Raw genomic sequence first — 23,052 nt, 5'->3', positions numbered from 1 at the left:
AGCAACGCCGGAGTTCCTTTTCCAGAACTCCGGCGCCGTTTACGTTAGGTCCTACCCTGTGGGGCCAGGGACGCCTGGGCGTCCGGAACTGTTGTCCGGATTACAGGTAGCCCAGTTCGTCCCAGATCTTGTACTGCTCGCGGAACGCGCTGTAGGACTCCCAGACTTTCTTGAAGTTCGGGTTCTCGGCAGCCAGTTCGTTGGCGACCTCGGTCCAGGCGTTGTTGAGAGTGTCCAAGACTTCCGGCGGCCAGCGATGGATGGTCACGCCCTTGCTCTGCAGTTCGGCGAGCGCTGCACCCTGAATCGCCTCACCTTCGGCCAGGCCTTCGCGCACGTTGTCGCCGCAGGCCATTTCAAGCTGGGCCTTTTGGGTCTCGGAGAGCGCGTCGTACTTGTCCTTGTTCATCATCAGCTCGAACAGGGTCGCCTGCTGATGCCAACCCGGGAAGTAGTAGTGCTTGGCCACCTGATAGAAGCCGAGGTTCAGGTCGATGGCCGGCATGGAGAACTCGGTCGCGTCGATGGACCCGCGTTCCAATGCCGGGAAGATGTCACCGCCGGCCAGGAGCTGGGTCGAGACGCCCATCTTCTCCATGACCTTCGCGCCGAGACCGAAGAAGCGCATTTTCAGGCCCTTCATGTCCTCGACCGAGTTGATCTCCTTGCGGAACCAGCCGGAGGCCTCCGGCGCGATCACGCCGCAGGTGATCGACTTGATGTTGAATTCGGCGTAGAGCTCGTCCATCAGCTCCTTGCCGCCGCCGTAATACATCCAGCCGAGGTATTCGCCGGCACGCGGGCCGAAGGGGACCGCGGAGAACATGGCAAAGGTCTCGTCCTTGCCGACCCAGTAGCCCGGGGTCGACCAGGCCGCGTCCAGCGAGCCGGCCGAAATGGCGTCGAACATTTCGAGCGGCGGCACAAGGGCGCCCGGCTCGAAAAACTTCAGCCGGATGTTGCCGCCGGTGGAGCGTTCCACTTTCTCCGAAAGACTGACGCCCAGCGTGCCGAGCTGGGTGAGCTTGCTGCCGAAGGCGCTGCCCATGTTCCAGCGGACGCGCTTGTCTTCGGCATCGGCGTCGGCGGGCCAGGTGAAGGCCACAAGGGCGCCAATGGCCAGCGCCGAGACGGCGTGCGTAAAGGTTTCGCGGATGCGCATATCGATTTGGTCCTCCCGTCTGTTCGCACCCGCCATGATGTGACGGGCCATGATTCTTAAATCGCTGCTTAAATCCCCTGTCGGAAGGCTGCCCAGGTCCCTCACAAGGGCGCCCCCCAAAGTGAAGTGAAGCTAGCTTAAGGCTCTCCCGCGAACAAGCCCTAAGCCGAGACAAAGAGATTAACTTGTCTGTCTACAAGCGATCGCTGCAAAGCCCCTGAACACAAGAGAAAATCGGCCCTGGCCAGGGCTGCGGCCGGAGCGCCGGTCCGGGCTGCGATCCACTGCCCGGTTGGTGGTCAGTTGGTGGTCTTGAGGCGCTCCGATTGGCGCTGAAGGACCCCGACGTCGCGATAGAAGCGCAGGGCACCGGCATGCAGAGGAATCCCCACGCCCTCCAGCGCGGTTTCCAGACGGATCACCCGTCCCTGGGCGTGACCGCGGTCGAGAAGGCGGCGGGCATCACTGCGCCACAAGGCTTCGAGGATGCCGTAGATGGTCTCGTCGCTGATATCGTCACGGGTCACCCACTGCGCGGCCACCGTCAAGGTCGGCACCTGGCTGATACCGTCGTAGGTGGCTGCAGGAATGAAGTCGGTCTGGAGAAAGGGATTCAGCCTGACCAGCTCCTCGGTCTCCGGACCGTCGATCGGCAGCAGGCGGATCGCGGTCTGCTCGCTTGCCCATTCGATCACCTTGGCCGGATAGCCGGCGATCAGGAAAAAGGCATCGAGTTCACCATCCACGAGCTTTTCGATGGCGTCGTCCGACTTCAGGTAAGTGACGGAAACGGCGTCGCCGTCGAGCCCGAAGGCCTCGAGCACCAGCTTTGCGCCGACCAGGGTGCCGGAGCCGGCCTCGTCGATGGCCACCCGGTGCCCGGAGAGGTCGCGCACGGTTTCGATGCCGCTGTCCTTGCGCACGACGATGTGAAAGGATTCCGGATAGAGGTTGGCGATGGCCCGCAGGGAGGTCTGGCGGCCCTCTTCGGAAAAGGCGCCGACGCCGCTGTAGGCCCAGAACGCGACGTCCGACTGGACGAAGCCGGACTCGATGCGGCCGCCGGCGATGTCACGCACATTGGCGACGGAACCGCTGGAGGATTGCGCGACGGCCACCAGCCCGGGAACGCCACAGATCTCGTCCGGCTCGCAGTGGCCTGCCGGGTTGCTGATGGCCTGGGCGACAAGACCGGCTATGGGGTAGTAGGTCGCCCCGATCCCGCCGGTGCCGATCCGGAAGAGGGACAGTTGATCCGCCGCCAGAGGGGTGATGACCAGCGGGGTGATGACCAGAGGGGTGCTCACCAGGGCGATAAGCCAGACTGCGGCAGCCTTCCAAAACAGCTTCATCAGTCATCCATTCCTAATGGCAAGGGTCTTTCGCTTCCCCGCGTCGCTCAAGCTGCGCCCCTCAATCGCTAACCTGCGAGCGAAGCCGGGAGAGCGGTGCACTGGACCCAACCAGAGATTGTCCGTCAACCCCATTTTTTTCCGGATTATTTCAGAGTCGGCTCGGATTCGTTAAGCTCCGGTTAAAGGCGCTTCGAGCCTGACGGGCCCGGCTGTGCGGCCCCCCGGCTCTTGAACCCAACCCCCGGGCCCAGTCCCCGCAGGCGGTGCGTCCCGGGATTGCATTGGGCCGGGATTGCATTGGGCCGGGATTGCATTGGGCCGGGATTGCATTGGCCCCGGGGACCCGCTATAACGCGCCGCGCCGGGGAGTAGCTCAGCCTGGTAGAGCACTACGTTCGGGACGTAGGGGCCGGAGGTTCGAATCCTCTCTCCCCGACCAATCGCCGGGGCCAAAGCCTCTCAAGGGGGCGCAAGCCTCAGGCGGCAGATTGGTCCGGCAAGCGCGCAGAATCGGCGGCAGCAAGCAGAAAGAGCGGTCGAAAGCGGGTTCGCCTGTGCCGGCCAGCCCATCGCGGCAAAGACAGCAGACAGCCCTGATTGCAAGCAGTGACCGGCAGCCGGACGGCGGCGGACGAGCAGCCTTGCTTTTTTACGGCTGTCAGGCCGGGGGCTGCGGGCCTTCTCTGCGCGCTGCTTCCCCAGCCTCCGCGGACTGATCGGGCGAGGGGACCTCGGCATCTCCTGCGGCGGCGGCACCACCGGTGGGGTTCGTGCTCGCGCGCCTCGGCAACAGGCCGCGCAGCCCGGCGAGGACGCGGCTCAGACGGCCGCCAGCAGGCGGCTGCGCGTTTTCCTGTGCGCCGCCCGCGTGGAAGGGATCCGCGTGGATCTGGTCGCGCCGGATGCCGAAGTTGGTGACCACTTTTGAGACCGCACTGACCATCGACGGCGGGCCGGCCATGTAGAACTGCGCCATGGTGTGGGTCACCAGATCCTGCGCCACCACATCCGCCAGCGTGCCGGTGCGGCGGCGGGTGCGTCCTTCCGGTTCCGACAGCACGGTGTCGACCTTCAGGTTCCTGTAGCGCGAGACCAGGACCTGCAGTTCGCTTTCATCGTAGACATGGTTCTCGCTGCGGACGCCGAAGTAGAGATGAACCCGGCGGTCCGGCTGTTGGCGCAGGGCGGTGCGCATGATGGACTTTGCCGGCGCAAGGCCGGAACTGCCTGCCACCAGCACAAGAGGGCTGCTGTCCTCGGGGCGCAGATGGGCATTGCCGAAAGGCCCTTCGATCTGCACCCGGTCGCCGACCCGCAGAACCTTGTCGATGTGCTCGCTCACCGCGCCGCCGGGGATCACCCGGACATGAAACTCCAGCGCTTCCTCCCCCGGCGTGTTGGCCATCGAGTAGGCCCTGGCGGGAAGACCCCCGAAGCGCAGGCGGACGAACTGCCCGGCCGCGAACTCCAGGGTCTCCTCGGGCCAGACGTAGAGGCGGCGCACCGTCGGGCTCACCCGTTCGATATTGGTGACCTGGGCACTCATACGCCTGACCGGCAGCTTTAGCGTCGCCGAGCCGCCCAGCCAGGCGATGTGGACGTCGCATTGGGGTTTGGCCCGGCAGGCCAGGATAAAGCCCGCGTTCTTCTCGGTGTCGGTGAGGATCTCGCGATCGTAGTGGGACATCGTGACCTCGCCGCTCAGCAGCAGGCTTTTGCAGGCTCCGCATTCCCCCGTCCTGCAGCCGTGCGGAAAGGGTGCGCCCGACGACAGCGCCGCATCCAGTATGGTCGCGCGGCCTGTTTCCACCGGTAGCGGCCACTGTCTGATGGTCAGTCTGGGCATGGCGACACTCTCCCGCTGTTTCCCGATGCCTGCTAGCGCAGGTCGATCCGCAACGGCCGCAGATGAAAGCTGTGCCGCGTCTGGGTGTGGTCGAAGACCGAGACCCAGAGATAAGTGTCCGTGCCGATGGTCACGTCATAGCGGGAGTCCGCCGTCAGCTTGCGGCGCACCTCCATGCGCCACCAGCCTTGCTCCCAGCGGGCGACGGCGGCGACGTCGCCGCGATCACCCTGAAAGGGCTCCTCGACGATAACGCTGGGCATCACCGTGCCGACCGGGAACTGTGCGTCGGCCTCCGGCGTGGCCGGCACCATAAGGCTGCGGGGCATCCACCAGAGGCCCTCGTCACCGGTCTCGGGATCGAGCGAGACCCTGCCGAGGCGCTCTTCCAGCACCTCAGGCGAGCGCGGCAGCCAGCGCGGTTGAACCGTGCCGGTATCGAAGGCCTCCCAGTTCATCGTGAAGCCGCCGCCGGTCTTGGGGTCCTGTGTGTAGCCGCCGGTGTAGCGTGCGTCGGGGTTGTCCGGCGCCTTGCGCGGCGGGCCGAAGTAGTTGTCGTCGATCTGGCCCAGCGGGCCGACGCGCACGGATTTCCAATGCCAGACGTCGACGACCGATCCGTCGGTGGTGTAGTGCAGGCCGCGCGCGCCCTTCGCGCCGGGACGGCCGCTGAGGGGGCGGGCGCCGAGGTGGGAGGTGCTGAGGGCTGCCAGCCGGGAGTCCCGCGACAGCATGACCGCGAACTTGTCCTCGTAGAAGGCGTTCTCGTCGGCCTTGTCGAAGGCTGTCTGCAGGACGCGCCAGCCCTGGGCGGTCTTCTCCAGCGGCAGGTGTTTCTGGCTGCGGGTCGCATCGGGCCACTCGAACAGCAGGTAGGCGCTGTCGCCGTCGTGAACGCCGCGCACGCGCACGGGGATGGTGCCGTTCGGCAGGTTCGCGCCCTTGTGGGTTTCGACCGTGACCGGCGCTGCGTCCTGCCATGCGGCATCCGCGACATCGCCGTCCAGGCGCGGCGCTTCGGCCGCCTTGGCGATCACCAGGCTCTCCAAAGTCATGCGGTCGAGCGTGAAGACCCCTGCTGCAAGAGCGCCGGCGCCGCCCAGGGCCACCAACGCGGCCGCGGCATAGGCGAGGCGCGGCGTGAGGATCTTCAACAGCCCACGCCAGCCGGCCATGGCCCATTGCGCCAGAACGTGCAGCAGAACATAGGCCAGCAAGGTCCAGGCGGCAATGCGGTGGAGCGTGGTGACAAGGGCCTGGTTGTCTGCAAGCAGATTGAAGTACATCAGGCTGCCGGTGACGGTCGCGACTGCGACCAGCAGAAAGGCCAGCCAGTAGATCAGCACATTGATCGATTGCCAGCGCGTGCGGCGGTCGTGAGAGGCGAGGGCTCTGATGCGGCTGGTATCCAGGGCTACCCGGGGCGCCAGCCGGGCGGCGGCCAGGAATACGATGTAAGCGCCGCAGGCGGCGGTCAGGGCCCAGGCCGACCAGATGTGAAGCACATAAACATCGCCCTGCGGCAGGATCGCTGCGATGGCCGAGGTCCAGGATGCGTCCAGGGCGTCGCTGGCAATTCTCAGGCCCGTTGCCAGGCTGAGCAGGAAGAGGGCGACAATGACCCAGTGGAGGATGGCGGTGGCGAAGTCGCTTCTCAGGCGCTGTTGCCATGCGTTAGGGGTTGCCGGCCCCGGCGCCTCGACCTTCTTCACACTCGCCCTCCCCCTGCTTTGCCGCTATGGCCTCAGCGTCCAAACCGGCTGACCTGCACCACTTCCCGTTCCGGCGAGTCCGCGTCCCCCGGGACGTCATCCGCCAAGCTGTCCCCGGTCGCTCCTGCGGCTGCCAGCGCCGGAAGAACAACCGTCGCCGTCGTGCCGGCCCCCCGTTCGCTTTTCAACCTTAGCTCACCATCGTGAAGCTCCACCAGGGCCTTTGTCAGCGGCAGCCCCAGCCCGGTGCCCTCGAAGCGCCGCGACATGGCGTGATCGATCTGGGTGAACGGCTGCATGGCCAGCGCAATCTCTTTGCCGCTCATGCCGATGCCGCTGTCGATGACATCGATCTGCCGTGTGCCCTGTGTCGGACTGCTCGATTTTAGCGTTACAGTTCCGCCGCTTGGCGTGAACTTGATGGCATTGGACACGAGGTTCAGAAGGATCTGGCTGAGCCGCGTCTTGTCGGCGGTCAGCTTGGCTGAAGGCGTGTCGGACTCGATCCGCAGCGCCACGCCGGCGCTGGAAGCGCGTTCCGACATCAGCCGGGTGCAGGCACTCAGCAGGTCGTCGACGCTGATCGTCTCGTACCGCAGCTCGAGCTTGCCGGATTCAACCTTAGCGATGTCGAGTATGTCGTTGATGATTTCCAGCAGGTGCCGGCCTGAATGATGGATGTCCTGGACATACTCGTTGTAGCGCGGATTGCCGAGCGTTCCGTGCAGTTCCCGCTGCATCATCTCCGAGAACCCTATGATGGCGTTCAGCGGTGTGCGCAGTTCATGGCTCATGTTGGCCAGGAACTCTGACTTCGCCCGGTTGGCGGCTTGCGCATCGTCGCGCGCCATCGCCAGTTCGGCGTTGCGCTTGGCTTCTTCTTCGTGCAGTCGCTGGTTCTCGACGGACTTGGCTTTGAAGACCTGCACTGCGCGGGCCATATCGCCGACTTCGTTGGCGCGGTTCAGGCTGGGGACTGCGGTGGAGAGTTCTCCGGTCGCGATACGCCGCATCGCCGTCACCAGGTTGGTGACCGGACGGGCGATGCGAAAGACGAGCAGATACCAGGTTACCGCAAGGGCGATCAGGCCGCTGGCGAAGGCCGCCGCCGACCAGGCGGACAGCTTCGATTGGATGCGCTGCAGTTCCTGGAAGTTCTCCGCGGAGTGTTCGGCGACACGCCTGCGCACCGTGTCGGCAAAAACGTTGAGCGCACTGCGGTAGTCGAGCCACTCATCGTGATTGCGCTCCAGCCGATCCAGTTCTTCGGCCGTTGGCAGGGGGCCGGTCTCTTCGAACAGCCTGCGGGTCTTTTCCAGGAATGCCGGCAGGCCTTTGATCGCCACTGCGGCGCGGCGTTTGGTCTGCTCGTCGGAGAAATCCGAAAGCCGTTCGTCGACCAGGTCCCAGCCTTCGATGATCCGGGTGCCCAGCCCCGGCAATTCGTAGGCGATGCTCTGGGCTGCGTAGATGCCGCCGCTGACCCCGATGATGCGGTAGCTCAGCAGCGCAAGGTTGTCGGCGAGGGAGTCGATCGCTTTGCGCGAGGACTCGTTCTCTTCGACAATGCCCTGCATCAGGGCGTGGTCGCGGTGAAGGGCGTAGGAGAGGGCGGCAAACTGCGCGAAAAGAACGAGCAGGAACACGACCATGGCCATCTGGGCCTGGGTCCTGATCTTACCGAACCATCCGATCCATTGAGCCCGACGTGTCAAGCGCGAGCCCTCTTACCTAGCCACGGACGCAATCCCTCCCCCCGCGTCAACAGAATGCGGATTCAGCGCGCGATGGGAAATCCGTTGCCTGCCCACTCGGCAAACCCGCCGCGCATCCACATTACGTTCTCATACCCCGCTTCGACGGCCCGCTTTGCCGCCCAGTAACTCTTCCAGCCCGTGGTTCCATGGCTGTAGAAGAGAATTCGGTCAGACTTGTTGGGGCCGAGGAAACTGGTATCCAGGGTCGTGCGGGCCGCATCGTAGAATGCAGCAGCCGACTGTGCGCTTGGCACATGGCCATCGACGAAGGACGCTTTCTTGCGCAAGTCGTAGATGAAGATGCCCTGATCCAAAATCGGCTGAAGCTGCTCTGCCGTGACAACCGTGACGCCAGACAGCTCCAAGGGCGTTTCTTCGGCAGCATAAGACTGCGCGGAAATGCCCAATACCAGAAGCAAGGCAGTAAACGCCCTCACCATGTCAAGTCACTCCCATGGACCGAGCCATACTAGCTCACAATTTAGTGACTGGAAACTGATGTGAGATTAAAACCTGCGGTTAATGATCCGCATGGTTGAGGAATAGAGTGGGAAAGAAGCGTCATCCGGTAGCCAGGAACTCATTATGTCTATTATGTTTTCCTGGTTTGCCGAGGTTCCGCACCTGACAGGGGATCTGGGGCAGTTATTGTCTCTTAAGTTGCATCATCAGCCGGTCGAGCTGCCGCGTGTCGATGTTGGTTGTCAGCCCGGTTTGGGGGCTTTCTCCAAGCTCGGCTCCGCCCAGCCGGGCCCCGCAGAGGGTTGCTTCGCCCAGGTCGGCGCCGCGCAGGTCGGCGTTTTCGAAGTCCGAGCGAGAGAGATCCGCTCCGGACAGATCGGCTGCGTCCAGGCGGCTGTTTTCAAAGCGGCATCCGGCCAAAGTGGCGTTCTGGAGCTGCGCCCCGGAGAGGTCGGCGCCGCTGAAGTCGCATTCCAGGATGTCCGCACCGCTCAGATCGACGCCTTTCAGGTCCAGGCCTGAAAGGTCGCAGCGCAGCAGAACCGCCCGGCGCCCGTCGCGGGCGCCTGTCCGGTAGAGCGCATGTCTGCGCAGCAGGCGGTTCAACTGGCGTTCGGACACCCGCCGGCGGATCAGCACCGACTGCGGCGGACGATCGCGGGTAATGAACTCCGGAAAGATACTCATCGACCTGGCCTCCTGGCATCTCTATCGCCGTCCGGCGTCTCTTGCCGACCTCGCTTCGGGCCGGGGCTTGGTGGAATTCGGACAAAAAAAGGGGGTCGAACTCTGTCGACCCCCAAACAACGAATATGCGACTGCGGTCACTTTCACGCGAGACACTGAAGATGCGATGCGGATGTTTCAGATCAGGAATGAAACAGTGTTTTCTTCAGTGCTTGATATGCACAAACTATATTCTCGAGGGCGACTCTTGTCAATAAGAAACCCGCCGCACTGGAAAAATATTTGGTCAAACGAAGAAAATTCACTGAGAAATAGGTCGAAATAGCCTAATAACTCACCAAATATCATAGATGTAACGTCATTATTAGGGCATATTAGCCAGTATGAGATTATTATAGGGCTATTTGTCCAAGGCAGAATTGCATATCTGGACGAATTGCCCTATGATCGGCGTCCTGAATCGATGGGTCGCGGGAGGGCCTGTGGATGGAAAGAGCTGCAGAGGGCGGCATGACCGCCGCTGAACTGGACCGCATTTGCAGTCGGCTTTACGGAACCGCGCGCTGGCAAACCGCGCTGTCCCGTGAGTTGCGCGTCAATGACCGCACGGTGCGGCGCTGGGCCTCTGGTAACACCCAGATACCGCATCCAGTGGCCCTTTGCGTGCGTCTCATGGCCTTTCTTGATGAACTGAGCTGGCTGGGCGAATGGCGTCAGCTCATGGAGGAGGAAGCCTGACCAACGCCGCGGGCCATCCCTGCAGCGCCTAGGCCCCGGCCTGCAAGACCGCGGAGGCGACGCCCTCAGCAGAGGGTGGTCGACGATAGGAGAGTTGACGGCAAGAGAGCAGGCCGGGCAGGGCCCGATCCTGGTCAGTAGGCGCGGTCGACGCAGAACCCGGCGATGTCCCGCAGCGCTGTTTTGATCGCGCTCTCGGGAAAACGGTCCAGCGCAGCGCTGGCCGAGGCGGCATAGCGGCGCGCTTGGGCCATGGCGTCTTCCAGGGTCCCGTGGCGCTGCATCAGGGCGATGGCGTGCTCAAGATCGCCGTCCTGATAATCCTGGTCCTCGAGGCAGCGGCGCCAGAAAGCGCGTTCCTCGTCGCTGCCGCGCTGAATTGCGAGAACGACCGGCAGCGTGATCTTGCCGTCGCGGAAGTCGTCGCCGACGGACTTGCCCAGCTCCGCCTGCAGAGCGGAGTAGTCCAGCACATCGTCGACCAACTGAAAGGCAATCCCCAGGTCCCGCCCGAAGCGCTCCAGCGCCAGTTCTTCGGCCTCGGCCTGCTCGGCGACCACGGCACCGACCCGGCAAGCCGCGGCAAAGAGTGCGGCCGTCTTGGCCTCGACAACCTCCATATAGGCGCTTTCGTCAGAGCTCGTATCGTTGGCGGTCATGAGCTGCAGAACCTCGCCTTCGGCGATCACCGCTGAGGCGTTGGAGAGGATCCGCAGCACGTCCAGGCTGCCGTCTGCCACCATCAACTGAAAGGCGCGGCTGAACAGGAAGTCGCCGACCAGGACGCTGGGCTTGTTGCCCCAGACGGCGTTTGCCGTTGCCAGGCCGCGGCGCAGGTCGCTGGCGTCGACCACGTCGTCGTGGAGCAGGGTCGCGGTGTGAATGAACTCGACGCAGGCGGCCAGCCCCAGGTGGCGGTCGCCGCGATAGCCGCAGAGCTTGGCCGAGGCCAGGGTCAACATCGGCCGCAGGCGTTTGCCGCCCGCTGCGACGATGTGGCCGGCGAGCTGGGGAATCAGGGCCACCGGCGAGTCCATATGGGTAACGATGAGGCGGTTGACCGCCTGCAGGTCCTCGGCGACGAGCGCAATCAGAGGCTCGAGGCCGTTCCGGTCCTGACCCTTTTGCTCTTTGCCGACTTCGGCGACTAGCGCCACAACCGCCCTCTCACCTTTGGCCGTCCCCTATCCAACGCCCCATACTCATTGCACGCCGTCCTCATTGGGCACTGCCGTCTTCGTTGGCCGGCAGCGGCCTCGTGGCGTTGCTGAGGGGCTCAGATGCGCCGAGAGGCTTAGATGCGCTGCCCAAATCGGTCCCTTGACAGGCGTAGTGCTTGATTTGGGCCACTGAAGGCAGCATAGGATTAACCGCCGGGGGGTCAAGCACGATACCTCTGGTGCGACGAAAGGCGCGCTGCGCGAATCGAGCGAAAGGGGGGCTGAAACCACCGCTTTGTCCCCATATCAAGCCTAGACCATCAAGCTCTAGGGCCTAAGCCGAACCCGTCAACATCCGGAACAGCAAAACAGCCCGGCAATGAAACAACTGCTGCGTACCAACGACATGGTCAAGCTCTCCTGGCTGGAGGCTCTGCTCGCCGATGCCGGGATCGAGACCCTGGTGCTGGACCACCACACCTCGATCATGGAAGGGTCCATCGGTATCCTGCCGCGGCGCCTCATGGTGGGGGATCAGGACTACGAAAGGGCGCTGCAGGTTCTGGCCGACGCGGGGGAGGAGACCAGTTCTTGAGCGAAGGCCCCGCACTCACCGAAGACAGTCTCCTCGATGGCCGCGTCCGGCTGCGCCAGCCCGCGGGCGGCTACCGCGCCGCCATTGACCCCGTGCTGCTCGCCGCCGCGGTGCCGGCAGAGCCCGGAGAGACGGTGGCCGATCTGGGATGCGGTGTCGCCTCGGCCGGCCTCTGCCTGCTGCGGCGGCTGCCCAGGGTGCGCGTGGTCGGTCTCGAGGTTCAACCCCGGCTTGTCGCGCTTGCCCGGCAGAACGGAGACCTCAACGATGTCGGTCCCGATCTGGCCGCCCATCTGGGCGATGTGCGCGATCCGCCGGCCTGCTTCGCCACCGGCCGTTTCGACCACGTGATGATGAACCCGCCCTACCTCGACCCCGCGGCCGCCCGTGTTTCGCACGATACCGCCCGCCGTATCGCGACGGTGGAGGGGGCGGCCGGGCTCGACGACTGGATGCGGTGCGCGATCATGCTGTTGCGGCCCAGGGGCAGCCTGACGCTGATCCACCGGGCCGACCGCCTTGCGGAGGTCCTCACGCTCTGCGCCGCGGCCTGCGGCAGCCTCACCGTCCTGCCTCTCTGGCCGCGCCTTGGCGAGCCGGCCAAGCGCGTGATCGTGCAGGCCCGCAAGGGCAGCGGGGCGCCGCTGCGGCTTTTGCCAGGCTTGGTGCTTCATCGGGACGACGGCGCCTACTCGACTGCTGCGGAGGCGGTGTTGCGGGCGGCAGAGCCGCTGGAACTCTAGACCCGAACCGCGCCGGCCGGATGGCCGGGGGGTGGGCCGGATGTTTGGGCCGGATGTTTGGGCCAGGGGTTTGGAATAAGCAGCCTTAGGCCTTATGTTCATGCCATGGCCCTACGAAGCATCATCGATATTCTGACGTTCCGTTGGTTGCGTCCCAGGCATCCCGAGGTGGCTGTTCTGCGCATGTCCGGGGTGATCGGCGGGTTCGGCCCGCTGCGCAGCGGCATGAGCCTCGCCAGCATGGAGCCACTGATCGAGCGGGCCTTTGCCCTGCCGCGGCTGAGCGCCGTTGCCCTGATCATAAACTCGCCCGGCGGTTCGCCCTCTCAGTCGGCCCTGATCGCCAAGCGTATCCGCGATCTGGCGCGGGAGAAGGAAAAGCCGGTTCTGGCGTTCTGCGAGGACGTGGCGGCCTCGGGCGGGTATTGGCTTGCCTGTGCCGCCGACGAGATCTTTGTCCAGCCGACCTCCATTGTCGGTTCGATCGGCGTCATCACCTCCGGCTTCGGGTTCACCGAGTTGATGGATCGGGTTGGCGTCGAGCGCCGCGTCTATACGGCCGGCGAGCATAAGTCGACGCTTGATCCCTTCCGGCCGGAAAATGCCGACGACGTCGCCCGCCTGAAAACTCTGCAGCAGGACCTGCACGATGTCTTCAAGCAGACCGTGCGCGACCGTCGCGGGCATCGCCTGAAGGCCCCGGAAGAGGAGCTTTTCAGCGGTGAGTTCTGGGCCGGCGGACGGGCGATAGAGCTTGGCCTGGCCGACTCCGAGGGCGAACTGCGCCAGGTGTTGCGGGACCGCTTTGGCAAGCGCGTCCGGCTGCGCCGTGTCCAGGGCCCCAGGCGGCTTCTGAAGCGTTTGGGCGTGGGCCGCGGGCGGGGTGGCGGCGACGAGCCGCTCTTCCATGGCGGTCTGCCGGGCCCGGACGACTGGGCCGCCGGTCTCATCGCTGCCGTCGAGGAGCGGGCTCTCTGGTCCCGCTTCGGGCTCTAGGGGTACCCCGGCCCCGCACCGCTCGTCAGGCCGGTCTTGCTCAAGCCCTTCGTGATCGGACGCCGCTGATCGGGTCTGCTTGACCCGGGGGCGGTGGCATCGCTAAATGCCGCCATGTTTGGATTGCCCTCGATTCAGAAGCTGATCGTCCTCGGGCTGGTCATCGCCGCGGTCTGGTACGGGTTCAAGTTCCTCGGCCGTCTGCAGCAGGCGCGAAAGGCCGAGGCCAAGCTGCGGGCCGGCGAGGCGAAGAAGCCGCAGAAGACCAGAACGGAGCGCAGCGCAGAAGCCGGCAACGGCGAGGAGGTTGCGGACCTCGTGCCGTGCCCGACCTGCGGCGCCTACATTCAAGCTGGCAGCAAGTGCTCCTGCGGTCGTAAGGATTGAGTGTCTTCGGTGCCGGTCCGGGCGCGCAGCCCTTATTCAGCGGGCGGCCCATGCTCAGGTGGCTGGCACTGGCCCGTCACGGATATCGCCCGGCGCTTGTAGCCGGACTGGAAGAAGGGCGCCGCAGAAATGCAGGAGGATAGCCTGGACGAGGCCGGCGTCGCTACGGCCTGGGATCGCAACGCGGACCTTTGGGCGGAAGAGGTCCGTGCGGGTTACGATGTTTTTCGTGAGCATTTCACACTACCGGCTTTTCTCGCTTTTCTGCCGGAGATTGCAGGCCGGGAAGTGATCGATCTGGGGTGCGGCGAGGGCTCCAACACCCGCCGGTTCGCCGAACGCGGCGCCCGAGTCACCGACATCGATCTTTCCACCGGGCAAATCGCGCGTGCCCGGGCAGTCGAGGAAGAAACGCCTCTGGGAATCCGCTACGAAGCCTGCTCGTTCTCGCAGATGGACCGCTTTGCGGACGCCAGCTTCGATCTCGCCCTCTCCACCATGGCCCTGATGGACGGGCCGGACGTTGCCGGTGCCATGCGCGAGGTCCACCGGGTGCTCAGGCCCGGGGGCGGCCTCTGGTTCAGCGTTCTGCATCCTTGTTTCAATACAAGGCACAGCCGGTGGATCCCGTCGCGCCGGACCCCAAAGAGGGCCCGCCAGGTGGTCGGCTACTTCGACCGCCAGCCTTTCGTGGAGCATTGGCACTTCAGCAAGCGGGCGGCACCGAGCGACGTTGAGGATTTTGCGGTTCCGCGCTTCCCGCGCACTGTTTCGGATTATGTCAATGCCATCTGCGCTGCCGGTCTGCGGATCGCCGCCATGGAGGAACCGCAGCCCAGCGAGGCGGCCGTCGAGGCCCATCCCTGGCTGGGGCGCTGGCGTCGCCATGCGGCCCTGGTTCTGCACATCGCCGCAGTCAGGGGCTAGGTCGCCCAGTACCCAGTCTCCGCCATGGCTTCGCTTGATTCGGGTCAGGCGCGCGGCTAAGGTTCGCCGGCATTTTATCGCGGTGCAGCATCCTGGACCGCTTCAGCAACGGTCTGAGTAAAGGTTGCCGGGGCGCCACCCCCGGGCAAACAGTCCCAACGCCATGTCTGACGCCAATCCGGACACCTGTTTCCAGCGGCTGATCCTGCGTCTTCAGGACTTCTGGGCCCGCCAGGGCTGCGTCATCCTGCAGCCCTACGATCTGGAGGTGGGGGCGGGGACCTTCCATCCGGCCACCACCCTGCGCGCACTCGGGCCGGGACGCTGGAAAGCGGCCTATGTGCAGCCCTCGCGCCGCCCGACCGACGGGCGCTACGGGGAGAATCCCAACCGCCTGCAGCACTACTACCAGTTTCAGGTCATCCTGAAGCCCTCGCCGGCCGACAGCCAGGAGCTCTACCTGGATTCCCTGCGCGCCATCGGCATCGATCCCATGAACCACGACATCCGTTTTGTGGAGGACGATTGGGAGAGCCCGACGCTGGGCGCCTGGGGCCTGGGCTGGGAGGTCTGGTGCGATGGCATGGAGGTCAGCCAGTTCACCTACTTCCAGCAGGTCGGCGGCATCGACTGCAACCCGGTCTCCACCGAGCTGACCTACGGGCTGGAGCGCCTGATCATGTACGTCCAGGGCGTCGAGAACGTCTACGACCTGGATTGGGACGGCGTGCCCAAGGACCCCAATAGAGAGGATGGGGGCGGCAAGACCTATGGCGATGTCTTCCTGCAGGCCGAGCAGGAGTTCTCCGCCTTCAACTTCGAGGCCGCGAGCACCGACATCCTGTTTCAGCACTTCAAGGACGCGGAGGCCGAGTGTCAGTCGATCCTGGCCTTCGGTGACCGCAACGGCCGGCCCATGCCGCTGCCGGCCTATGACCAGTGCATGAAGGCCAGCCACGTATTCAATCTCCTGGATGCGCGCGGGGTGATCTCCGTGACCGAGCGCCAGGCCTACATCGGCCGCGTCCGCACTCTGGCCAAGGCCTGCTGCGAGGCCTGGGTCGCGACCCAGAGTCTCGGCCAAGGCCCTAGCGAGAGCGGTGGAGCGGACTGATGGCCGAACTGCTGGTCGAGCTGTTTTCCGAGGAGATCCCGGCGCGCATGCAGGCCCGCGCGGCGGAGGATCTGAAGCGTCTGGTCACCGAGGGGCTGAAGGCGGCCAATCTGACCTTTGAAACGGCGTCGGCCTATGCCACGCCGCGCCGCCTGGCGCTGGTGGTTGACGGCCTTCCGGCTCAGCAGCCGGACCTCTCGGAAGAGAAGAAGGGCCCCAAGGTCGGTGCGCCGGAGCAGGCGGTCCAGGGCTTTCTGAAGGCCAACGGCTTTGCCTCCCTGGAGGATGCGGAGGTCCGCGAGACCCCGAAGGGCAGCTTCTATTTCGCCGTGCGCCACGTCGCCGGGCGGCCCAGCGACGCGGTCCTGCCGGAGGTTCTGGGCAGGGCCTTTGCGGACCTGCCCTGGCCGAAGTCCATGCGCTGGGCAGAGGACAGCCAGCGCTGGGTGCGCCCGCTGCACCACATCCTCGCGGTTTTCGACGGCAAGGCCCTGACCGGCGAATTGATGATGGGGGAAGGGCGTCGTGTTGAGTTCGGCAATGCGACGCTGGGGCACCGCTTTCTCGCCCCCGACCGCTTTGCGGTGACTGGCTTTGCCGACTACCGGGACAAGTTGCTGCAGGCCAAGGTGGTTTTGGATCCGGCGGAGCGGCGTGCGACCATCGCGCGGCAGGCCGCGGAGCTGACCGCCGACGCGGGCGTCACGCTGAAAGACGATCCCGCGCTGCTGGACGAAGTGACCGGGCTGGTCGAATGGCCGCAGGTGCTGATGGGGCGCATCGACGAGGGCTTCATGGACCTGCCGGCGGAGGTGCTGTCCACCTCCATGCGCAGCCACCAGAAGTACTTCTCGACCGAGACCACCGAGGGCGCGCTGGCGGACCGCTTCCTGGTGGTCGCCAACATGGAGGCGCCGCCGGGCAGCGACCGCGCCAAGACCATCGTCGCTGGCAACGAACGGGTGCTGCGCGCCCGCCTGGCCGATGCGCGGTTCTTCTGGGACCAGGACCGCAAGGAGCCGCTCTCCGCACGGGTGACGGCGCTGCAGGACATCGTTTTTCACGCCAGGCTGGGCACGCTGGCGGAGAAGGTCTCGCGCCTGGAGAGCCTGGCCGCGGAGATCAGCCAGTATGTGCCCGGCGCGGACCGCGACCAGGTCCGCTCCGCCGCGCGCCTCGCCAAGGCCGACCTCGTCACCGGCATGGTGGGCGAGTTCCCGGAACTGCAGGGCATCATGGGGCGCTACTATGCCCTCAACGACGGCGAGGCCCCGGCGGTGGCGGAGGCCATCGCCGAACACTACGCCCCGCTCGGCCCCAACGATGCCTGCCCCTCCGCGCCGGTCAGCCTCTGCGTCGCCCTGGCCGACAAGATCGACACCCTGGCCGGCTTCTGGGCGATCGACGAGAAGCCGACGGGCTCAAAAGACCCCTACGCGCTACGTCGGGCGGCTTTGGGTACTATCCGGCTCATCGTCGAGAATAACCTCCGGGTGCCACTTATCACTGTTTTTGAACGGGCACTGGACTCTCAAACTGTCGGTCAGTTCGAGAGCAGGCAGCGGGCAGAACAAGCTAAGAGAGCTCTGGGTCCAAGCGGTGGTTCCATGTCCTTGGGGTCGGTGCGAGCTCGAGTGCGCAGCGTCGCCCCTGGCTGGGATCAGAGCATAGATAAAAGCGCACTCAGCCTCCTGGATTTCTTCGGCGAGCGCCTGAAGGTGGTGTTGCGGGACCAGGGGGTGCGCCACGACCTCATCAGCGCTGTCATGGCGCGTGGCGGCGAGGACGATCTGGTGCGCCTGCTGGCGCGGGTGGAGGCGCTGCGCTCCTTCCTCGACAGCGACGACGGCGCCAACTTGCTGGTCGCCTATCGCCGCGCCGCCAACATCGTGCGCATCGAGGCCAAGAAGGACAAGCGCAGCTACGACGGCCAGGTGAGGCCGGATATTGTGGTGCAGCAGGAAGAAGGTCAACTTGCGGAATACCTTGCTGAAGCGGCAGGTGGAGCGAGAGAGGCCCTCGTAGTAGAGAACTTTACGCTCGCGATGCAGGCGATGGCGCAGTTGCGCCAACCGGTCGATGCCTTCTTCGACCAAGTGACCGTGAACGCAGAAGACGCTGCCCTGCGGGAGAACCGTCTGAACCTTCTGAGCGCGATCGGAACGACGCTCTCGGAGGTGGCCGACTTCTCGAAGATCGAGGGCTGAAGAAAGCAGAGGCGGCGTTCAGCCGCCCGTTGCATGCAAGGTAACTGGGCGTGCGAGTTGAGATGGACAGCAACCGGCAGGAAACGGATCGCAAATCATGACGACTTGGGTCTACAGCTTCGGCGGCGGCGCGGCCGACGGCCGGGCCGAGATGAAGGAACTCCTGGGCGGCAAGGGTGCCAATCTGGCAGAGATGTCGGCCATCGGCCTGCCGGTGCCGCCCGGCTTCACCATCACCACCGAGGTCTGCACCTACTTTTACGATCACGACCGCAAGTACCCTGAGGATCTGAGAGATCAGATGAATGCGGCGCTGACGAAGATCGAGGACCTCGTCGGCGCCAGGTTCGGCGACCCGGAAAACCCGCTGCTGCTTTCCGTGCGCTCGGGCGCCCGGGCCTCCATGCCCGGCATGATGGACACCGTCCTCAACCTCGGCCTCAACGACGAGACCGTGGAGGGCCTGGCCCGCAATGCCGGTGACCGGCGCTTCGCCTACGACAGCTACCGCCGCTTCATCCAAATGTTCGGCGACGTGGTGCTGGGCGTTGACCACCACCACTTCGAGGAAATCCTGGAGCTGGCCAAAGAAGACCACGGCTACATGCTCGATACCGAGCTGACGGCCGAGGACTGGGCTCGGGTGATCGAGGACTACAAGGCCAAGGTCCTGGCGGAGACCGGCGAGCCCTTTCCCCAGTCGCCCGGCGATCAGGCCTGGGCGGCGGTGGGCGCTGTCTTCGGATCCTGGATGAACCAGCGCGCCATCACCTATCGCCGTCTGCATGACATCCCCGCGGGCTGGGGCACGGCGGTGAACCTGCAGGCCATGGTCTTCGGCAACATGGGCGACGACTGCGCCACGGGAGTCGCCTTTACGCGCAATCCCGCCACCGGCGACAACACCTTCTATGGCGAGTACCTGGTGAACGCCCAGGGCGAGGACGTGGTGGCCGGCATACGCACGCCGCAGAACCTCACACTCCACGGCAAGAAGATGAACGGCTCCAAGCTGCCGGCCATGGAAGAGGTGATGCCGGAGGTCTTCGGCCAGTTGAACGATGTCCGCCTGACCCTTGAGCAGCACTACAAGGACATGCAGGACATCGAGTTCACGGTGCAGCGCGGCACGCTCTACATGCTGCAGACCCGCACCGGCAAGCGCACCGCCTCCGCGGCCCTGAAGATCGCCGCCGAGATGGTGGCCGAGGGCCTGATCGACGAGAAGGAGGCGCTGCTGCGCATCGATCCGTCGAGCCTGGACCAGCTTCTGCATCCGACCCTGGACCCCAAGGCGGAGCGCAAAGTGATCGCCCGCGGACTGCCGGCTTCGCCGGGCGCGGCCTCCGGCAAGATCGTGTTCACCGCCGACGAGGCGGAGGCCCAGGCCGGGGCGGGCGAGACCGTCATTCTCTGCCGCACCGAGACCTCGCCGGAAGACATTCACGGCATGCACGCCGCCGTCGGCATCCTCACCACCCGCGGCGGCATGACCAGCCATGCCGCGGTGGTCGCGCGGGGCATGGGCCGGGCCTGCGTGGCCGGTGCCGGCGAGCTGCGTATCGACCGCAAGAGCGGCGTCATGCGGGTGCGCGACCTGGAACTGCGCGAGGGCGACCTCATCACCCTCGACGGCTCCACCGGCGAGGTGATGCAGGGCGCGGTGCCCACCGTGCAGCCGGAGCTTTCCGGCGACTTCGCCACCGTCATGGGCTGGGCCGACCAGCACCGCAGCATGGGTGTGCGGGTGAACTGCGACACACCTCAGGAAGCCAAGGTCGCCGTGGCCTTCGGCTGCGAGGGCATCGGCCTCTGCCGCACGGAGCACATGTTCTTCGATGCCCAGCGCATCGTCGCCATGCGCGAGATGATCCTGGCGGACTCTGGCGAGAAGCGCCGTCAGGCGCTGGAGAAGCTGCTGCCCTTCCAGCGCGACGATTTCATCGCCCTTTTCAAGGAAATGGGCGACCGGCCGGTCACCATCCGCCTGCTGGACCCGCCGCTGCACGAATTTCTGCCGCACGAGGACGCGGCGGTTGCCGAGGTGGCCAAGGCCTCCGGCCTCTCGGAGGAGCAGGTGCGCGCGCGCTCCCTGAAACTGGTCGAGACCAACCCCATGCTGGGCCACCGCGGCTGCCGCTTGGGTATCACCTACCCGGAGATCTACGAGATGCAGGCCCGCGCCATCTTCGAGGCCGTGGCCGCGGTCGCGAAGGAGACCGGCAAAACCGTAGTGCCGGAAGTGATGATCCCGCTGGTCTCCATCGAGCAGGAGTTCACCGTGCTGCGCACGCTGGTGGACAAGGTGGCCGAAGCGGTGCGGAACGCACAGGGGGTGGAGATCGGCTACCTCGTCGGCACCATGATCGAGCTGCCGCGGGCCTGCCTGCGCGCCGGCCAGATCGCCGAGGGGGCGGAGTTCTTCTCCTTCGGCACCAACGACCTGACCCAGACCGCCTACGGCCTGTCGCGCGACGACGCCGGCAACTTCCTCGGCGCCTACGAGCAGCGCGAGCTGATCGAGCAGGACCCCTTCATCTCGCTGGATCCCGAGGGTGTGGGCGAGCTGATGTTGATCGCCGCCGAGCGCGGGCGGGGGACCCGGTCGGACATCAAGCTTGGCATCTGCGGCGAGCACGGCGGCGATCCCGCCTCCATCGCCTTCTGCCAGAAGGTGCCGCTGGATTACGTCTCCTGCTCGCCCTACCGGGTGCCCATCGCCCGCCTCGCTGCCGCCCAGGCCGCGCTCAGCGGCCACGCCATCGGCGCGGTCGGGCGTTAGGGCCGGTTTCGGACGAGGGGTTGCTTCTTCAGGACTTGCGAAGTCCCGTCAGCATCTGACGCGGTGCTGCCTTGATGTGTTGAACCGCCGCGCTTCGGCTCTCACAGACAGCTCGTCCGCAAAGGAAGGTGTCATGACCGCGCAACCGCACTCGGCCCCCTCGATCCGCGCCGCGACCGCAGCCGACGTGCCCTTTCTGGCGCGCGCGGAGTTCGAAGCGTCGCTGCCGCCTTTTGGCCGTTCGTTCTGGGACGATCTTCTGAAGGAGAGCGGAACGGGCACCTTGGAGTTCCTCGAGTCAAAGCTGCGCGAGGAGGCGGCCAGCTGGGGCGCGGTCGAGGATTTCATCGTTCTGGAAGTGGAGGGCACTTCCGCTGCCGCTTGTGCTGTCTTCGCGGCGGATGAGCATGCAGAGCAAGGGCCGTTGAACCTCGACAGGCTGGATCGGGTTGCCGCGGCCCTGTCCTGGACGGCGGAGACGGCCGCCGCGTTCCGCGCCGCCTATCAGGGGATTTGGAGCGGCGGGGCGGAGTTTCTGAAACCTCAGGCGGAACTGATCGTCGAATCCGTCGCGGTCGCGCCGGAGTTTCGCGGCCGGGGCCTCGGTCACGCCTTGATGCGGGCCGCCTTCGACAAGGCGCAAGGGAAGGGCGCGGCCAGCCTCGGCATTATGGTGATCCACGGCAATGACGCAGCGAAGGCTCTCTACGAAAAGTACTTCGACCCCTACACCACTTTTCACGCCGCCTACTTCGACCACGCCTTTCCGGGGCTCACCAAGTTTCGGGCGAACCTCGTTGAGTGACGCAGCACCGGACCAACGGCTCTGACGCTCAGTGCTTGCGCAAATCCGTCAGGTAGGTGTTGGCGGTGCGGCTCTCCGCGAAGGCCGCTGGGTCGATGTCGGCGAAGATCACAGAGTCTTCCTCCGGGCCGGCGGCGGCGAGGGCGGTGCCGTCGGGGCCGACGATGCGCGACAGACCGGCATAGGTGAAGGCGTCGTCCTGCCCGGCGTGGTTGGCGTAGGCGACGAAGAGCTGGTTCTCGAAGGCCCGCACCGGAACGACTGATGTTGCGATAAAGTCCGCGAAGGGACCCCGCGGCAGGGCCGTGGGCACCAGCACGGCATCGGCGCCGGCCCGCGCCAGTGCCCGCACCGCCTCCGGAAACTCGACGTCGTAGCAGATCAGAAAGCCGAAAGTCAGGTTATCCAGCCTGCAGAGCGTGGTCTGAAGCGGGCCGGGGGAGAAGAGCGCCCGCTCGTAGTCCGCGTAGAGCTGCATCTTTCTGTAGGCGAGGGGCGTCTCGGTGCCGTCGACCAAAACCAGGCTGTTGAAGACCTGGGACCCGTCGCGCTCGGCAAAGCCGGCGACGACCGCAAGGCCATGCGCTTGGGAGATCGCAGCCAGCTGGTTCACCTGCGGCCCGTCCAGCGGCTCCGCCAGGTCACGAATGACGTCGCCGGCGCCATAGCCGGTGGTGGCCAGTTCGGGCGCGACCAAGAGCCGCGCGCCGCCCGCCGCCGCCTCTTGCGCGGCGGCGTCGATGCGCGCGAGGTTCGCTGTGACATCGCCTGCCGCGGCCTTCATCTGCAGGGCGGCGATGCGCATCACCGCTCCTCGCCGGTCCAGGCGCCCAGCAGCCTCGGCAGGTCGCCGTAGCGTGCGATCAGCCCGACCACCAGGGCGGCGATGGCGACGAAGAAGATGGAAACAGAGGCCATGGTCGGCGTGTAGCCGTAGCGCAGGGCGTTGAAGATTTTGATCGGCAGCGTCTCCATCGTGAAGCCGACGGTCATGTAGGCGACGATGTACTCGTTCAGCGACAGCACGAAGGCGAAAGCAAAGCCGGAGATCATGTAGGGCGTGATCAGCGGCACGACGACGGTGCGGAAGACCCGGCGGTCGTCGGCGCCCATGGTGGCCGCCGCCTCGACCAGGGAACGGTCTATGGAGGCGAAGCCAAGGGAGAGGGTCACCAGCGGCAGGGTTACGAAAAAGATCGCGTGGCTGATGACCGCCGTCCAGGGTGCCCCGTAGAAGCCGCCGGTCGCCCAGAAGGAGAGGAACCCGAGTGCGGTGATCACCGGCGGCAGCATGAACGGGGCGACGCCCAGGAACTGGAAGATCCGGGCCCAGGGCGCGACACGGCGCCAGAAGAACCAGCTCAGCGGCAGGGCGATGAGCACCGCCAGCGCGGCCGAGAGAGCGGCGAGGCCAAGGGAGGCGATGAGGGCGCTGCGCCATTCCGGCTCGACGAAGATGTCGGCGTACCAGGCGAGAGAGAATCCCTCGGGCGGAAACAGCAGCGTCCGCTTCTCGTTCACCGAGACCCCGGCCACCACTATGAGGGGTGCGGCCAAGAACAGCGCGATGAGGGCCATGTAGCCGCGGCGCAGCCAGCGTGCGGTCATGGTCTGCAG

The 23,052-nt window shown here is 65.4% G+C and carries 20 protein-coding genes and 1 tRNA gene; 11 read left to right on the top strand and 10 right to left on the bottom strand.

Features of this window, described 5'->3' with window-relative positions; genetic code table 11:
- Nucleotides 1-100: 100 nt before the first annotated feature.
- On the bottom strand, nucleotides 101-1,162 hold the full coding sequence (locus Q0982_RS18775; protein WP_299398082.1) for a TRAP transporter substrate-binding protein: 1,062 nt from the start codon (nucleotides 1,160-1,162) through the stop codon (nucleotides 101-103).
- A 299-nt stretch (nucleotides 1,163-1,461) separates the two neighbouring features.
- Complete coding sequence (locus Q0982_RS18770; RefSeq protein WP_299398080.1) at nucleotides 1,462-2,514, bottom strand: TAXI family TRAP transporter solute-binding subunit; 1,053 nt, start codon at nucleotides 2,512-2,514, stop codon at nucleotides 1,462-1,464.
- 365 nt (nucleotides 2,515-2,879) lie between these two features.
- Between Q0982_RS18770 and Q0982_RS18765 the strand changes: the two genes are divergently transcribed.
- Nucleotides 2,880-2,956 (top strand) — tRNA-Pro (locus Q0982_RS18765).
- A 219-nt stretch (nucleotides 2,957-3,175) separates the two neighbouring features.
- On the opposite strand, the gene Q0982_RS18760 is transcribed toward Q0982_RS18765, so the two are convergent.
- The 5 genes from Q0982_RS18760 to Q0982_RS18740 form a co-directional block, all read right to left on the bottom strand.
- The gene (locus Q0982_RS18760) at nucleotides 3,176-4,363 is read right to left on the bottom strand and encodes a 2Fe-2S iron-sulfur cluster-binding protein (RefSeq protein WP_299398077.1); all 1,188 of its coding nucleotides are present in this window, start codon (nucleotides 4,361-4,363) and stop codon (nucleotides 3,176-3,178) included.
- Nucleotides 4,364-4,395: 32 nt separating this feature from the next.
- Complete coding sequence (locus Q0982_RS18755; RefSeq protein ID WP_299398075.1) at nucleotides 4,396-6,075, bottom strand: ethylbenzene dehydrogenase-related protein; 1,680 nt, start codon at nucleotides 6,073-6,075, stop codon at nucleotides 4,396-4,398.
- A gap of 32 nt (nucleotides 6,076-6,107) precedes the next feature.
- Complete coding sequence (locus Q0982_RS18750; RefSeq protein WP_299398074.1) at nucleotides 6,108-7,790, bottom strand: ATP-binding protein; 1,683 nt, start codon at nucleotides 7,788-7,790, stop codon at nucleotides 6,108-6,110.
- Between the two features lie 62 nt (nucleotides 7,791-7,852).
- The gene (locus Q0982_RS18745; RefSeq protein ID WP_299398071.1) at nucleotides 7,853-8,272 is read right to left on the bottom strand and encodes a rhodanese-like domain-containing protein; all 420 of its coding nucleotides are present in this window, start codon (nucleotides 8,270-8,272) and stop codon (nucleotides 7,853-7,855) included.
- Nucleotides 8,273-8,477: 205 nt separating this feature from the next.
- Nucleotides 8,478-8,981 carry a pentapeptide repeat-containing protein gene (locus tag Q0982_RS18740; protein ID WP_299398067.1) on the bottom strand — a complete coding sequence of 168 codons (504 nt, stop codon included), beginning with the start codon at nucleotides 8,979-8,981 and terminating at the stop codon, nucleotides 8,478-8,480.
- A gap of 486 nt (nucleotides 8,982-9,467) precedes the next feature.
- On the opposite strand from Q0982_RS18740, the gene Q0982_RS18735 reads away from it, so the two are divergent.
- Nucleotides 9,468-9,719: a hypothetical protein gene (locus Q0982_RS18735; RefSeq protein WP_299398065.1), complete on the top strand. Its 252-nt coding sequence runs from the start codon at nucleotides 9,468-9,470 to the stop codon at nucleotides 9,717-9,719.
- A 134-nt stretch (nucleotides 9,720-9,853) separates the two neighbouring features.
- Here Q0982_RS18735 and Q0982_RS18730 read toward each other — a convergent pair whose 3' ends face one another.
- Nucleotides 9,854-10,876, bottom strand: coding sequence for a polyprenyl synthetase family protein (locus Q0982_RS18730; protein ID WP_299398063.1), 1,023 nt, complete (start codon nucleotides 10,874-10,876; stop codon nucleotides 9,854-9,856).
- A 382-nt stretch (nucleotides 10,877-11,258) separates the two neighbouring features.
- Here Q0982_RS18730 and Q0982_RS18725 point away from each other — a divergent pair, with 382 nt between their 5' ends.
- The 9 genes from Q0982_RS18725 (at nucleotide 11,259) to Q0982_RS18685 (ending at nucleotide 21,435) form a co-directional block, all read left to right on the top strand.
- Nucleotides 11,259-11,474, top strand: coding sequence for a DUF2007 domain-containing protein (locus Q0982_RS18725; protein ID WP_299398061.1), 216 nt, complete (start codon nucleotides 11,259-11,261; stop codon nucleotides 11,472-11,474).
- Complete coding sequence (locus Q0982_RS18720; RefSeq protein WP_299398059.1) at nucleotides 11,471-12,217, top strand: tRNA1(Val) (adenine(37)-N6)-methyltransferase; 747 nt, start codon at nucleotides 11,471-11,473, stop codon at nucleotides 12,215-12,217. Before Q0982_RS18725 ends, Q0982_RS18720 begins: the two co-directional genes overlap by 4 nt.
- Before the next feature lie 168 nt (nucleotides 12,218-12,385).
- Complete coding sequence (locus Q0982_RS18715; protein WP_322097067.1) at nucleotides 12,386-13,213, top strand: S49 family peptidase; 828 nt, start codon at nucleotides 12,386-12,388, stop codon at nucleotides 13,211-13,213.
- A 114-nt stretch (nucleotides 13,214-13,327) separates the two neighbouring features.
- On the top strand, nucleotides 13,328-13,600 hold the full coding sequence (locus Q0982_RS18710; protein ID WP_299398054.1) for a hypothetical protein: 273 nt from the start codon (nucleotides 13,328-13,330) through the stop codon (nucleotides 13,598-13,600).
- A 129-nt stretch (nucleotides 13,601-13,729) separates the two neighbouring features.
- On the top strand, nucleotides 13,730-14,527 hold the full coding sequence (locus Q0982_RS18705) for a class I SAM-dependent methyltransferase (protein WP_299398052.1): 798 nt from the start codon (nucleotides 13,730-13,732) through the stop codon (nucleotides 14,525-14,527).
- A 163-nt stretch (nucleotides 14,528-14,690) separates the two neighbouring features.
- Nucleotides 14,691-15,641, top strand: a complete 951-nt coding sequence (locus Q0982_RS18700) for a glycine--tRNA ligase subunit alpha (protein WP_299398050.1) — start codon at nucleotides 14,691-14,693, stop codon at nucleotides 15,639-15,641.
- Complete coding sequence (gene glyS / locus Q0982_RS18695) at nucleotides 15,641-17,848, top strand: glycine--tRNA ligase subunit beta (RefSeq protein ID WP_299398047.1); 2,208 nt, start codon at nucleotides 15,641-15,643, stop codon at nucleotides 17,846-17,848. The genes Q0982_RS18700 and glyS overlap by 1 nt, the downstream gene beginning before the upstream one ends.
- A gap of 97 nt (nucleotides 17,849-17,945) precedes the next feature.
- Nucleotides 17,946-20,630 (top strand): pyruvate, phosphate dikinase, encoded by a 2,685-nt coding sequence (gene ppdK / locus Q0982_RS18690; RefSeq protein WP_299398045.1) that lies wholly within the window; start codon nucleotides 17,946-17,948, stop codon nucleotides 20,628-20,630.
- A 133-nt stretch (nucleotides 20,631-20,763) separates the two neighbouring features.
- On the top strand, nucleotides 20,764-21,435 hold the full coding sequence (locus Q0982_RS18685; RefSeq protein ID WP_299398042.1) for an N-acetyltransferase: 672 nt from the start codon (nucleotides 20,764-20,766) through the stop codon (nucleotides 21,433-21,435).
- Between the two features lie 28 nt (nucleotides 21,436-21,463).
- Here the strand turns inward: Q0982_RS18685 and Q0982_RS18680 are convergent, their stop codons facing one another.
- Nucleotides 21,464-22,240, bottom strand: a complete 777-nt coding sequence (locus tag Q0982_RS18680) for a carbon-nitrogen hydrolase family protein (protein ID WP_322097066.1) — start codon at nucleotides 22,238-22,240, stop codon at nucleotides 21,464-21,466.
- Complete coding sequence (locus Q0982_RS18675; RefSeq protein WP_299398037.1) at nucleotides 22,240-23,043, bottom strand: ABC transporter permease; 804 nt, start codon at nucleotides 23,041-23,043, stop codon at nucleotides 22,240-22,242. The genes Q0982_RS18680 and Q0982_RS18675 overlap by 1 nt, the downstream gene beginning before the upstream one ends.
- Nucleotides 23,044-23,052: the final 9 nt, after the last annotated feature.

The sequence above is a fragment of the Pelagibius sp. genome (assembly GCF_028281305.1).
In the GTDB taxonomy this organism is placed as follows: Bacteria; Pseudomonadota; Alphaproteobacteria; order Kiloniellales; family Kiloniellaceae; genus Pelagibius.
Note: the sequence above shows the minus strand (reverse complement) of the source record. Positions and strands in the feature narration are given on the sequence as shown.

Excerpts from the sequence above, each read along its gene's own strand:
- Q0982_RS18775 (WP_299398082.1), bottom strand. The coding sequence starts at position 1,162 with ATGCGCATCCGCGAAACCTTTACGCACGCCGTCTCGGCGCTGGCCATT.
- Q0982_RS18770 (WP_299398080.1), bottom strand. The coding sequence starts at position 2,514 with ATGAAGCTGTTTTGGAAGGCTGCCGCAGTCTGGCTTATCGCCCTGGTG.
- Q0982_RS18760 (WP_299398077.1), bottom strand. The coding sequence starts at position 4,363 with ATGCCCAGACTGACCATCAGACAGTGGCCGCTACCGGTGGAAACAGGC.
- Q0982_RS18745 (WP_299398071.1), bottom strand. The coding sequence starts at position 8,272 with ATGGTGAGGGCGTTTACTGCCTTGCTTCTGGTATTGGGCATTTCCGCG.
- Q0982_RS18740 (WP_299398067.1), bottom strand. The coding sequence starts at position 8,981 with ATGAGTATCTTTCCGGAGTTCATTACCCGCGATCGTCCGCCGCAGTCG.
- Q0982_RS18735 (WP_299398065.1), top strand. The coding sequence starts at position 9,468 with ATGGAAAGAGCTGCAGAGGGCGGCATGACCGCCGCTGAACTGGACCGC.
- Q0982_RS18725 (WP_299398061.1), top strand. The coding sequence starts at position 11,259 with ATGAAACAACTGCTGCGTACCAACGACATGGTCAAGCTCTCCTGGCTG.
- Q0982_RS18710 (WP_299398054.1), top strand. The coding sequence starts at position 13,328 with ATGTTTGGATTGCCCTCGATTCAGAAGCTGATCGTCCTCGGGCTGGTC.
- Q0982_RS18705 (WP_299398052.1), top strand. The coding sequence starts at position 13,730 with ATGCAGGAGGATAGCCTGGACGAGGCCGGCGTCGCTACGGCCTGGGAT.
- Q0982_RS18700 (WP_299398050.1), top strand. The coding sequence starts at position 14,691 with ATGTCTGACGCCAATCCGGACACCTGTTTCCAGCGGCTGATCCTGCGT.
- glyS (WP_299398047.1), top strand. The coding sequence starts at position 15,641 with ATGGCCGAACTGCTGGTCGAGCTGTTTTCCGAGGAGATCCCGGCGCGC.
- ppdK (WP_299398045.1), top strand. The coding sequence starts at position 17,946 with ATGACGACTTGGGTCTACAGCTTCGGCGGCGGCGCGGCCGACGGCCGG.
- Q0982_RS18685 (WP_299398042.1), top strand. The coding sequence starts at position 20,764 with ATGACCGCGCAACCGCACTCGGCCCCCTCGATCCGCGCCGCGACCGCA.
- Q0982_RS18680 (WP_322097066.1), bottom strand. The coding sequence starts at position 22,240 with ATGCGCATCGCCGCCCTGCAGATGAAGGCCGCGGCAGGCGATGTCACA.
- Q0982_RS18675 (WP_299398037.1), bottom strand. The coding sequence starts at position 23,043 with ATGACCGCACGCTGGCTGCGCCGCGGCTACATGGCCCTCATCGCGCTG.